The sequence below is a fragment of the Melioribacteraceae bacterium genome, assembly GCA_035362835.1.
Classification (GTDB): Bacteria; Bacteroidota; Ignavibacteria; order Ignavibacteriales; family Melioribacteraceae; genus DSXH01.
In genome coordinates this window covers 489,074-501,982 of record DAOSDY010000001.1, presented here as the reverse complement: position 1 = coordinate 501,982, position 12,909 = coordinate 489,074, and the positions used below count along the sequence as shown (strand labels likewise).

Below are 12,909 nucleotides of genomic sequence, written 5' to 3'. Positions count from 1 at the left end.
AATGAAATTTAAAAACAGGCTTGTTAATTCTTGTAACAATATTACACGAAAGGATTTTATTAAAAGCTCAACTCTTGGTATGGGCGCCCTTCTGGCTGGCTCATTTGGAATTCCAGTAACTTCATTTTCAAATACGGAAAAATCAACTCTATTAAAGAACAAACCAAATGTTTTAATAATTGTAGCCGATGATGCCGGTTGGCGGGATGTCGGTTACCATGGTTCGGAAATCAAAACTCCTACTCTGGATAAACTCGCTGATGAAAATGTACAGCTGAATGAATTTTATGTATGTCCAACTTGTTCGCCAACACGGGCATCGCTTCTTACTGGTAAGTATCCAAGCCGGTACGGTATTCTCGGTCCGATCGGAGGCAAAAGCACTCAGGCGCTGCCGATGGATTCGATGAATCTTCCCAAAGCGCTTAAACAGGCGGGTTATACAACTGCCCTCACCGGGAAATGGCACCTCGGGCTTTCTCTTGAAACAGGACCGAATCATTACGGATTTGATTACACCTACGGTTATCTGCACGGACAGATTGATCAGTATACTCATGTTTATAAAAACGGCGACAGATCATGGCATCGTAATGGAAAATTTATCGATGAAAAAGGTCATGCAACAGATTTGATAACAAATGAAGCAATAAAATATATTTCTGAAATCCGGGATAAGAGCAAACCATTTTTCCTTGAAGTAACATTCAGCGTTCCCCATTATCCCCTTCAGGAAGAGGATAGATGGATTGAACCTTATAAAGAAACTATTAAAAATGAGTCGCGCCGGATCTTCGCTGCATCCGTTTCACATCTAGATTCTTCGATAAACAGAATTCTGGAAACATTGCAGAAAGAAAATCTTGATAAGGATACTATTGTGATTTTCCTTAGCGACAACGGCGGACAGGAAAACTGGCTGAATACGGGTAAGGATTATAACGGCAAACATGGTCCTCACGATGTCCTAGGTGATAACAGACCTCTACGCGATTACAAAACATCCCTTTATGAAGGCGGAATAAGAGTACCTTCAATTGTAAGTTGGCCAGGTAAACTTAAACACCACGTTGTAGACGAAGCAATCAGCGTTGCAGATATTCTTCCAACTGTCGCATATCTGGCCGGGGTAAAACTAGATCAGAATTTAAATCTCGATGGAAAGAATGTCTGGTCGGCAATTGCTGAAGGAGGAAGTACAGGGAAAAGGGAAATTTACGGTCGCACTAAAAATCAGATTGCTCTTCGTTATGGCGAGTGGAAACTTGTGCATAACGGAAGTACTCCTGAAAAAGGGAAGGACGAACTCTATAATCTGAAATTTGATCCGAACGAAAAGAATGATGTTGCCAGGGTTTATCCGGATATTGTAAAATCGCTTCTGGAAAGAATGCGTAAAATCTCGGAGTCCGATGTAATTGTGGATTTCCCGGATGCCGGTTAACTGTGATTAATAGGGAAAAGAGAATTCAGACATCAGTTACATATTTATAGAATTCGGCTCCGGAATAAAAAATCAACTTTAAAACCGTTCTTTATACATTTTCAATGAAGTATAAATTAAAAAACATTTTTTAATCTAGAATATTAGACGATTTAAGATAGGACTATTATGAAAGGTGATTTATTCACTAATGCGAAGATAATTTTTTTTGCCTCTGCTTTTATCTTTTTCTCCTCATCAGTAATGTTTTCTCAGAATTCGAGACTTCCGGCATTTCCCGGTGCTGAAGGTGCCGGGGCATTTGCTATCGGCGGACGGGGTGGCGAAGTTTATATTGTAACTAATCTCAATGCGAAAGGGCCAGGCAGCCTTCAGGATGCAGTAAGCGCTCCGAACAGATTTGTTGTTTTTGCGGTTTCAGGAGTAATCGATCTTCTGCAAAAAAACAATTTCTCAAAAAAATCAGGAAGAGAAGTTCAAGTTTCCGTAGAGGACAGAATAAAACAGATTTACAACGATGCTAAGAAAAATGACCGCGATGAAAAATGGATTGAAAAAAAAATTGAAAGAGCAAAGGATAGAAACACCCTCGACGAAGAGAAAAAAGAAAAATCAGAATATTCGGGCGGACAGATACTTGTCAAATATCCGAACATAACAATTGCCGGACAGACCGCACCGGGTGAGGGAATAACATTAATCCACGGAAGCCTTTCCATTCAAGCCAGTAATGTTATAGTTAGATATATCAGAGTAAGAAGAGGCTTCATCGGCGAAGGTCAAAGCGGTGACGGGATAACGGTTAAAGGAGATAAGGAAAAACTTCATGATATAATAATTGATCATTGTTCCTCGGCTTGGTCAACGGATGAAAATATTACTATGACGGGAAATGTTACAAACGGTACAGTACAGTATTCCATTGCTGCTGAAGGATGCGATTATTATAATTTCGGTCAAACACCTCCAAGGCATTCAGAAGGTTCTCTCTTCGGAAGTACTGTTCCGGGAGGAGCTGTTTCTTTCCACCATCTGATTTATGCGAATAACCGACTTCGCAATCCAAGAGTCACAGGCGGCAATGTTGAACCGACATCAACTCATGATCTTAGAAACTGTGTAATATCAAACTGGGTTGAAAATTCAAGTCACACCGGCAGCGGCGGAGCCGCTCTTAATCTTATCAATAATTATTATAAGCCCGGTGTTAATACATGGGAAAGAAAAAGAAACGAAATATTTGAATTCAAAAATGTGCGCGGTCCGATGCACACTTATATCTCCGGTAATATTCTATTCTGTAACGATTCTGTTACTGCTGATAACTGGAAAGGAACTCATGACAGTAACGGCGATCCGATTGTTTTCGGTAAGGATAATAAGTACGATAACGGAAAGAATGTAGTTATTAAAATGGATAAGCCTTTCGACACTCCCTTTGTTACAACTCAGTCTGCAAAGGATGCGTATGAAACCTGTCTTGATGACGCCGGCGCCACAGTGCCGAGCAGAGATTTTGTTGATTACAGAATAATTAGGGATGTTCGCTACGGTGCCGGAAGAGTTATCAATACTGAAAACGATCTGCCGGAAGATCAAAGATGGCCAACGGTCTGGGCGCTTCCTTCACCCGAAGATTCAGATAAAGACGGAATGCCGGATTACTGGGAGAAACAGTTCGGAATTAACTCTGAGAAAAATGATGCAATGGATGATTCTGACGGCGACGGATACTCAAACATCGAAGAGTACATAAACAATACTGACCCCATAGGAGGTAACTCGAGTATAGTTTTTGTTTCTGCTCCGGTCTCGCGCTCAATTAAGTATGAAGAATTTCCCGGAGAAATAAAAGTAACCAGAACAACTGATTTCGGAGGAGAATTAAAAGTAAAATACACAGTCTCCGGTACTGCCGAAGCAGGCAAAAATTTCAAAAAACTTTCAGGCACAATTACAATTCCTGCTGATAAGAAAAGTGCGGTTATAAAAATTCTGCCTCTCCTGGAAGGCAAAGTTAATATGGGAACAAAACCATCAACCGACGACTGTTCGGTAGTAGTTACCCTTTTGGAAAGTAAAGACTATTCAATAGGATGTCCCCAGAATGCTATGGTTGTTATAAAAGAGCACTAAAAATTGAGAGTGAATTGAAGAAATTATTCAGTCATTATTTTACAAGAACAATTCTATTAACTTTCTGCGCATGCAGTTTGAGAGCACAGACAATCCCGGCTTTCCCCGGAGCAGAAGGTTCAGCTGCTGCAGCCATCGGAGGCAGATACGGCTCAGTTTATAAAGTAACTAATCTGAATACTGATGGTCCGGGAAGTTTCCTGGATGCAGTAAGTCAACCAAACAGGATAATTGTTTTTACTGTTTCCGGTATAATCGATTATCAAGGGCAGACTTTAATGATAGACAAAGATAACCTGACAATTGCTGGTCAAACTGCACCGGGTGACGGAATCTGTTTTAAAGGAACAACTGTGCGGCTCGGCGGAAAAGATGTGATAGCAAGATTTTTAAGAAGCAGAGTCGGGTACCTTGAAAGAAACGGCATCCCGGACCATAGGGATGGATTCAGTCTTGATCTGGATGGTGCTGATAAAGTAATCGCTGATCATATCTCGGTCTCCTGGGCCTCAGATGAGAACCTGACGAATGCCAATGATACAAAAAATATAACTGTTCAGAATTGTTTTATTGCCGAAGGGCTCAATTATTTTGATCCTAATAATAGTCCCAACCGGCATGGCTTCGGCTCAATAATCGGAAGTGATATTCAGGGGGCTGAGGTAAACTTCCATCATAATTTATATGCTCATCACGAAAAAAGAGCCCCACGCTTTGCTAGCCGGGATGGGAAGAGAAATTTTATTGATTTCAGAAATAACGTGATTTATAACTGTTATGACGAAACGGGGCTGAATAATCCGAACGATTCGATCAATGCCAATTATATCGGTAATTATCTTAAATATGGACCTAATACACCTGATAAAATTAAATACCAGCTTTTCGCTATTGGCGGAAAATTTATAAAGTTATACGCTGACGCTAATTATGTTTATGAGCATCCGGAGAGGACTGCGGATAACTGGAAGGCTATGATTTTTGAAAAAGGAGCATCGCTTGCAATTTCAAAAGCTGACTCGGCTTTCCCTAGTTCTTTTATTACCACACAGACTGCTGAAGCTGCATATGAATATGTATTAGATAGCGGCGGTGCACTTCTGCCTTCAAGAGATTTTAATGATTCAAGAATTGCTGACAATGTGAGAAACGGCACCGGACTTAAAATTGAATACGAAACTGATCTTGGTGAAAATCCCTGGGGAGAATATTATTCACTACCGTATCCTGAAGATACAGACGACGACGGAATGCCGGATTACTGGGAGGACCAATTCGGACTGAATAAAAACGTTGGTTCAGATAACATGACAATAAGCAGCGGCGGCTATGCTAACATAGAACATTACATTAATAACACAGATCCTACTGGACAATTTTCAGAAATAATATTTGTAGGCGGCTATAATACAAGAACTTTTGAAAACGGAAATAAGGATGGCTCATTCAGAATTTACCGAAATACAGCTAGGGATATAGCAACAACAGTGAAATACAGCGTATCCGGCGATGCTGCTTCAGGCGTAGATTTTCAGACTTTATCAGGTGAGGCAGTAATACCAGCAGGAGCGGATTTCGTGGAAGTTCCTGTAAAATCAATTTCAGATTCTATTAAAGAGAATGACGAGAAGGTAATCATCACTTTGACTTCCATGCAGAATGGATACAAAATCGGCTGTCCTTCTCAAACACTAATCGTGATAAAAGATTCGGATCAGTCAACAGATGTAAATGAAGACGAAAATCAAATCCCTTCGAAATTCAACCTTGAGCAGAATTATCCTAATCCGTTTAACTCCGAAACCAGAATAAATTATTTTATTCCATCCGAACAGAACGTTAGACTGGAAGTATTCGATATGCTTGGACGCTCTGTTAAAAAAATTATCGATGGCCGTTTTCAGCCCAGTAAATACACTGCTGTATGGAATGGAACTGACAACAGCGGAAAAATAGTTTCGAGCGGGATTTATTTCTACAGAATGATTACGGATACAGAAATCCTTTCTCGAAAAATGATTTTGCTTGAATAATATAAATAAGGGATTCAGTATGAAGAACAAAATGGTAATTATTCTTTTATTAATAACTGCATTAATTCCATTATCTGCGCAGGAGAATTCTGGAAATAAGACTCTGTTCTTCGACGATTTCAGCAATCTAAAACCGCAGATGATTTCAGGTGATGTTGTAGGTGCTTTGTCTGAATACCATAACATTTCAGCCACTCAGCCGAAGGGCAATTGGATTGTCTCCTGTTTCAGAAGTGATCCTTCTCAGCGTGCATGGAGATTAATTGTTGAAGAAGGCAAGCACATTATGCACCAGACGTATACTTCAGATAAAAAAGAAGTCGATTATACTCACCCCATCCTTGTTGCCGGAGACTCATTCTGGAAAAACTACACTATAGAAGTTGAATTCAAACCTGAATCCAAGAAAGAGCAGAGCGGAGTGATCTTCAGATATAAAAATGATAGATGCTACTATTTTTTTGGTGTAATAAAGGACAGAGCGATTCTAAAAAAAGTAAATCATGCCGATTCATACCGTTCATCTACGCAGACAATTCTTGCTGAAGCCAAATTTAATTATGATGAGGGCCAAATCCTCAGAGCTAAAGTTGAAGTTTACGGAACCCACATAAAAGCTTGTTTTGTTAACGGTACTTTACTTGAAGCAGATGATAACACTTTCAGTGAAGGCAAAATTGCGCTGATGTCGGACGTCCCGACAAAATATTTTTCTGTGAAAGTTACTACGGATGAAGAATCATATAATGATTATCAGAAGAGAAAGACAATATATGAAAATGAAGTATCAGCGCTTAGAAATAAAAATCCAAAACCGGTACTTTGGAAAAAATTTGAAACCCTAGAGTACGGAGCTCCGCGCAGTCTAAGATTCGGTGATCTTGACGGTGACGGACAGACTGATATACTCATCGGACAGGTACTTAATCATGGTCCTAAAGACCGCAACAGTGAAGTAGGTTGTCTTACAGCTGTCAACATGGATGGAAAAGTACTCTGGCAGGTAGGCAGATCCGATCTCTGGAATGATATTTTAACGAGCGATGTAGCCTTCCAGATTTACGACATAAATCACGACGGTAAAAACGAAGTACTTTACTGCAAGGATATGGAATTACGGATTGCCGAAGGTTCAACGGGTAAAACATTATTAAAGATTTCTACGCCGGTAAACGAATCAAAACCCCCGCGCAATCTCACTCCAAGGATGCTCGGGGACGCAATTTATATCCTCAATGTTCGCGGGCTCGATTATCCGCAGGACATTCTTCTCAAAGACAGATACGATAATTTCTATATATATAATGATAAGCTTGAACTTCTGTGGAGAGGATCGTGCAATACAGGTCACTATCCTTACGCGTGGGATTATGACGGTGACGGAAAAGATGAAATTGCAATCGGGTATTCTCTTTATGATGACGACGGCAAGCAGATTTTTACACTCGACAAAAAATTGAAAGACCATGCAGACGGTGTTTCAATTATAAAATTCAGGGATGATCAGACTTACAGGATTATGAACGCTGCCAGTGATGAAGGTCTCGTGTTTTATGATATGAATGGAAATATTCTGAAACACTCTTATATCGGTCACGTTCAAAATCCGGCAGTAGCAAATTTAAGAAATGATTATCCCGGACTTGAAGCCGTTACTGTGAATTTCTGGGCTAATCAGGGAATTGTCCATATGATTAATTCTGATATGGAAATCTACCATGACTTCGAACCGTTCCAGCAGGGAAGCCCAATGATGCCGGTAAACTGGACAGGTAAAGATGAGGAGTTCCTCGTACTCTCGGCTGATCCAAACTTCGGTGGCATGATTGACGGTTGGGGCCGGACTGTGGTTACTTTCCCGGCCGACGGTCATCCCGATATGTGTTACGCGGTACTGGATATAACCGGTGATTGCCGCGATGAGGTTGTTGTATGGGATCCTCAGGAAATCTGGATTTATACTCAGGATGATAATCCGAAATCAGGAACTCTTTACAAACCGAAGAGACACGCACTCTATAATTTTTCAAATTATTCAACGGCAGTCTCGCTGCCCGGCTGGAACAATGAAAAATAATATTAAAAAAATATTTTTTGCTCTATTATTTATTTGTTGCTTAAAGGTAAATTATGCCGGATTAGGGAATGATGCGAAACAGAATTCACCGCAAATTAATTTGGTGGTGGCTGCCGACGGCTCCGGAGACGATACTTCCATAAGTGAAGCCCTGGAACGAGTACCCGGTCCCAATGAATCAATTTTCGTAATCTTTATTAAGAAGGGAATTTACAGGGAAAAAATTAATATCGACGAAGATAAAGTTATGCTCCTTGGTGAAGACCGGGATGCGACATGTATAATTTATGCAGAGCAGAAATGGATATGGCAATGCAGGAATAATCCTGATGATCCTCTCCCTGCAGTTGTAAACATAAATGCCAGCGATGTAATTCTAAAAAATTTGACAATCAGAAATAACTGGGGTGCACTTCATCAGAATGATCCTTTACCGAAGCTTGATTGTGATATCGAAAATTATGAGGCAAGAGTAAAGCCGAACGGTCATCAGTATGCATTAATGCTCAAAGGTGATTCCAATAGACTAATTGTGCTCGACTGCAATATTATTGCTGATGGAGCCGATACTTTTTGTCCTTGGAATAAAGAATCGGGTATGTACTTTATTAAGAATACTTATTTCGAGGGCTGGACCGATTTCGTTTGTCCACGCGGCGATTGTTTTATTACGGATTCGGAATTTTTCTGCAGAGGAGGCTCAGCTGCTTTATGGCATGACGGCAGCGCTTCAAAAGAGAAGAAATTTGTGATTGTGAATTCCAGATTTGACGGAGTGGATAACTTCAAATTAGGCCGGTATTCTCACGATTCTCAATTCATTATTGTAAACTCGGCTATATCAGCAAAAGTGTCTGATAAAAATATATACCAATCTAAACCGGATGTTTATTGGGGGCACAGGGTTTATTATTCCGGAGTTAAAAGCGAAGGGCAAAAATATTCGTGGATGCAGGATAATTTTAAAGAATCAAAATATCTCCCATCACCAGAAATTATTAATGCAGTCTGGACCTTCGGGGGAAAATGGGATCCGGAAAAATATATTTCAGAAAACAACATTATGAGAATCAATACATCGGATCTTCGTAAATAATCTATTTCAAACAAAGGTGACTAATGCAAAGAAGAGATTTCATTAAAACATCGGCGGGCTTCGCAGCAATAGCAGTAATGCCTTCCATATGGAAGATCGCGATTCCCGAGCCTAAGGAGAAAAAATTTTCTTTCAAACAGGTTAAAATTAATAATGCTCTCGCTCCCATACTTAAAGTAACACCTGATGACGGTCTCTACCTCCACACATACTATGATGTCTGTCCATGGAGTCCGTCTCAGAAATTCATGGTTGCTACAAAGATTCCATTTCAGGATCGCCTTCCTGTATTCGGTGACCTGTGTGAAATATGCGTGATTGACATGCAAAAGGAAACAATAAAAACAGTTTATAAGACAAAGAGCTGGGGATTTCAGACTGCATCGAATGTTAACTGGGGCGGCACCGACAGGTATCTATACTGCAATGATGTTATCGGAGGAGAGACTGTTGGTGTAAGAATCGATCTGGAAACAAACGAAGTGAAAGCGTTTGTAGGTCCCATGTATCACGTTGCGCCGGACGACAGCTGTATCGTGAGTTTTCCGCAGGATTTATGGAGTGCTACTCAGCTTGGTTTAGGAACCCCTCCCGAGGATTATTCAAAAATAAAAAAACTTCCGCAGGGTGCTGCAACAGATGAAGGCATCTGGCGGACAGATCTTAAAACGAATACAAAAAAGCTGATCGTAACGCTTGCTGATGCCGCCGCTGTTGTACCGGAGATGCCTCCGCGTTCGGACTACACTTATTATTTCTGGCATTCAAAATTCAATAAGCAAGGCACAAGAATTTGTCAGGTTTTAAGATGTATTTATAATGATTTTAATGGCAATTCCAATGATAGAAATCCGCTTACAATCAGTTTCAATTCGGATGGAAGTAATATAAAATTCTGTCTGCCAGATTTCCGTCCGGTTTTCGGTAATGGAGGCGGTCACCCTAATTGGCTTCCAAACGGTGATTACATTGTACGGGTTCTGAAGTTTGATGATGATAAAAATTACTTTGTTACATTCAAGTATGACGGAACAGATTTTAAAAAACTCTGCACTAAAGTTAAAGGTGGAGGTCATCCAACAATTGAGGGCAGAGAGAAATTTTTAGCAACAGATTCTCACCCGAGAGAGAACAATGGCAAATTTGTAAAACTTCATCTTGTCGATATAAACGCAGATCAGGAAATGATAGTCTGTACAATTCCTACTATTCATTGGGAAGAAAAATTTACAGATAATGTATTTCGTCTCGATGGTCATCCGACCTGGAGCAGGGATTATAAGCAAGTCTGTCTGCAGGCTGCACCCGATGGAGCCCGTCAATTATTTGTAATTGATTTGTCAAAATTGATCTAATGTATCATAAATTAAGCTGAGGAGTAAATGAAAAGAAAAGATTTTTTGAAAACCTCTGCCGGATTTGCGGCTATGATGATTGCACCCGGAATTTGGAATATAAATTTTCCACAGAGCAAAAAGAGAAACGTCCCTTTCGAAAAGATTATTGATAGTAAATTTCTCGCACCGGTAACAAGAGTCACGCCCGACGATGGAATTTTTGTTCACACTTATTTCGACGTCACTCCGTTCAGCCCTTCACAAAAATACATGGCGGTTTCGAAGCTTCCTTTCCAGGATAGAATGCCTGTTATGGGAGATCTCGCTGAGGTATGTATTATAGATCTTGAAAACCATACGATCAAATCAGTTTACAAGACAAAAAGCTGGGGTTTTCAGACGGGTACAAATGTTCAGTGGGGAGCTTCCGACGAACATGTCTACTGCAATGATAAAATCGGCGACACTGTTGTAGGCGTTCAGATTAATATAGCAACTGGAGAGACTAAAGCGTTTGCCGGACCAATGTATTCAGTAGCCTGCAATGAATCCTGCTACGTCGGATTCCCTCTTGAATTATTCGATATCTCACAGCTCGGGTACGGCGCTCCTCCGGAAAAATTAGGTGTCTATAAAACATTACCCCTTGGCGCTTCAAAGACCGAGGGTATTTGGCGGACAGATCTGAAAACAAATGAGAAGAAACTTATCGTTAGTCTGCATGACGCCGCATCAGTTCTTCCGCAAAAACCTCCGGTTGAGGATTATACCTTTTACTTCTGGCACAGTAAATTCAATAGACAGGGTACAAGAGTTTATCAGGTTCTCCGCTGCTTATTCGGCAAAGATCCTTATAAAGCAAAAGAGAGAAATCCGGTTAACATTACTTTCAAACCGGACGGAACAGAAATATTCTATACTACTCCGAATTATCCTGTCTGGGGAGCTGGAGGAGGACATCCGAACTGGCATCCAAACGGCGAATATCTAATAAGACATCTCAAACTTGAAGAAGGTAGAGACAGGTTTGTTCAGTTCAAATATGACGGATCGGAATTCTTCGTACTTACTGAAAAGATACAGGGCGGCGGCCATCCAAGTATCGAAGAGAATAGCCGATACCTTATAACTGACGCTCAGAAAATTACAGGCGATAAAAAACATGTTTCATTAAGGTTGATTGATCTCAAAGCCGAAGAGGAAAAAATTGTTTGTACTCTCCCCACTATTAAATGGGAGGGAAATTTTTCGGATAACGTATTCAGACTAGACGGACATCCGGTTTGGAGCCGGGATTACAAGAAGGTGAGTCTGCAGGCTGCGCATAACGGCAAACGCCAGCTTTTTGTTGTTGATCTCTCCAGACTAATTTAAAACGGATAATAGATGAAAAACGGAAATATTTTTATGCGAGTATATCTTCTTGTTCAACCAATTTCGATCAACGGCAATAAACTTGAATATAAATCGTATATGGTTACCGGAAAGTTGTTTGATTCATTCGAAGTAAATAAATGATAGGAGACAATATGATTAAAAAAAGCATGCTTGTGATTATTGCATTCATCTTTGCAGTAAGTAATGTATATCCGAAAGATAAAATAGTTGTTACACTCCGGAATACTCTTTCTTATGATAGATATTTAATGCCTGTCGAAATTAATAGAGATAGATTGGGTTTTAATGACGGTCAGACAGTTAAGTCAATTAAAGTTTTGAAAAACGGAGTTGAGTGGTCTGTGCCGTTTCAGCTAGACGATATAAATGAGGATGGTAAGTGGGATCAATTATTTACTCAGGTCGATATCGGAGCGAAGAAAACTCTGGATTTAAATATTGAACTCGGCCCTGATTCGGATAAAGCTCCTTCATTCGTTAAAACGGTTAATGCAATAATTGACAGACAGCCTCGGGAACCATGGGTGGTTACTAAACCAACCTGGGAATCAGAACTTATGTCTTACTGTACCTACGGAGCTGCTCAGCTGGATGTGATCGGTAAAACGGTCAGCCGTTTAACGCTTGAATATTTCTACGGAAAGGAACCTCATTCGCAGCATATTTACTCGGATGAATACGGACACGATTTTTTATTGACTGCAAATTCGATGGCTCTCCATTCTATATTTATTCAGGATCAAAATGGAAAAATAGAAAGACCTTGGACAACCAATGGCTATGCAATAACAAAAAAAATATCTCGCGATGCAAAATATGAAACAAAGATTCTTAGTAATGGTCCGTTGCGAGCGATTGTAAAAACTGTTGTTACCGACTGGCAGACAGATTCGGGCAATTACGAATTTGAAATTATTTATTCGATAGCTTCCAAGAAAAGGTATACTTCAATTGAGTTCAGACTTACTAAATATCCAGGCAAAGCAGGTGATATCAGAATCGGTGCAGGTATGCGCCAGATATACGAAGACTACTTTTACAGCTTTAAACCGGAATACCTAACAGCAATTGCACGTGATGTAACAGAATCCGGAATACTAAACAGGCAGATCGGACGCGCAATCATAACGGCAAAAAAATACAAGACGGATGAGATCCGTATTCCGAACGATGCTTCACTCAAAGACACTCCTAATAACGGACCGAATTACGGTCTATTATTTCCGAAAGGTCAGCTTGAGCTTAAATATGCAAGCGTTGGTGCATGGGATAAGGACGGCGGAGTTGTAGACTCCCGGCAGTGGACAGCCTACCTTAATGAAGTATCGGATGAGGTTGGAATTCCTCTCGAAATTAAAAGTATTAAATAAATTGTGACGTTTATGAAA

Annotated in this window: 9 protein-coding genes; all 9 read left to right on the top strand. The window is 40.3% G+C overall.

Annotated features, from left to right (window positions below):
• The first annotated feature begins 1 nt into the window (after position 1).
• The 9 genes from PLZ15_02170 to PLZ15_02130 all read left to right on the top strand — a co-directional run bounded on the left by PLZ15_02170 (position 2) and on the right by PLZ15_02130 (position 12,891).
• A complete protein-coding gene (locus PLZ15_02170; protein HOI28539.1) occupies positions 2–1,444 on the top strand; it encodes an arylsulfatase in 1,443 nt (480 codons plus the stop codon).
• A 168-nt stretch (positions 1,445–1,612) separates the two neighbouring features.
• On the top strand, positions 1,613–3,580 hold the full coding sequence (locus tag PLZ15_02165) for a hypothetical protein (protein HOI28538.1): 1,968 nt from the start codon (positions 1,613–1,615) through the stop codon (positions 3,578–3,580).
• Between the two features lie 14 nt (positions 3,581–3,594).
• Positions 3,595–5,613, top strand: coding sequence for a T9SS type A sorting domain-containing protein (locus tag PLZ15_02160; GenBank protein ID HOI28537.1), 2,019 nt, complete (start codon positions 3,595–3,597; stop codon positions 5,611–5,613).
• 19 nt (positions 5,614–5,632) lie between these two features.
• Positions 5,633–7,690, top strand: coding sequence for a hypothetical protein (locus PLZ15_02155; GenBank protein ID HOI28536.1), 2,058 nt, complete (start codon positions 5,633–5,635; stop codon positions 7,688–7,690).
• Positions 7,680–8,786, top strand: coding sequence for a pectinesterase family protein (locus tag PLZ15_02150; GenBank protein ID HOI28535.1), 1,107 nt, complete (start codon positions 7,680–7,682; stop codon positions 8,784–8,786). The genes PLZ15_02155 and PLZ15_02150 overlap by 11 nt, the downstream gene beginning before the upstream one ends.
• Positions 8,787–8,809: 23 nt before the next feature.
• Positions 8,810–10,141 (top strand): hypothetical protein, encoded by a 1,332-nt coding sequence (locus PLZ15_02145; protein HOI28534.1) that lies wholly within the window; start codon positions 8,810–8,812, stop codon positions 10,139–10,141.
• A gap of 27 nt (positions 10,142–10,168) precedes the next feature.
• A complete protein-coding gene (locus PLZ15_02140) occupies positions 10,169–11,497 on the top strand; it encodes a hypothetical protein (protein HOI28533.1) in 1,329 nt (442 codons plus the stop codon).
• Between the two features lie 12 nt (positions 11,498–11,509).
• Complete coding sequence (locus PLZ15_02135; GenBank protein HOI28532.1) at positions 11,510–11,641, top strand: hypothetical protein; 132 nt, start codon at positions 11,510–11,512, stop codon at positions 11,639–11,641.
• An 11-nt stretch (positions 11,642–11,652) separates the two neighbouring features.
• The gene (locus PLZ15_02130) at positions 11,653–12,891 is read left to right on the top strand and encodes a DUF4861 family protein (protein HOI28531.1); all 1,239 of its coding nucleotides are present in this window, start codon (positions 11,653–11,655) and stop codon (positions 12,889–12,891) included.
• Positions 12,892–12,909: the final 18 nt, after the last annotated feature.

Excerpts from the sequence above, each read along its gene's own strand:
- PLZ15_02155 (HOI28536.1), top strand. The coding sequence starts at position 5,633 with ATGAAGAACAAAATGGTAATTATTCTTTTATTAATAACTGCATTAATT.
- PLZ15_02165 (HOI28538.1), top strand. The coding sequence starts at position 1,613 with ATGAAAGGTGATTTATTCACTAATGCGAAGATAATTTTTTTTGCCTCT.
- PLZ15_02135 (HOI28532.1), top strand. The coding sequence starts at position 11,510 with ATGAAAAACGGAAATATTTTTATGCGAGTATATCTTCTTGTTCAACCA.
- PLZ15_02130 (HOI28531.1), top strand. The coding sequence starts at position 11,653 with ATGATTAAAAAAAGCATGCTTGTGATTATTGCATTCATCTTTGCAGTA.
- PLZ15_02145 (HOI28534.1), top strand. The coding sequence starts at position 8,810 with ATGCAAAGAAGAGATTTCATTAAAACATCGGCGGGCTTCGCAGCAATA.
- PLZ15_02150 (HOI28535.1), top strand. The coding sequence starts at position 7,680 with ATGAAAAATAATATTAAAAAAATATTTTTTGCTCTATTATTTATTTGT.
- PLZ15_02140 (HOI28533.1), top strand. The coding sequence starts at position 10,169 with ATGAAAAGAAAAGATTTTTTGAAAACCTCTGCCGGATTTGCGGCTATG.
- PLZ15_02170 (HOI28539.1), top strand. The coding sequence starts at position 2 with ATGAAATTTAAAAACAGGCTTGTTAATTCTTGTAACAATATTACACGA.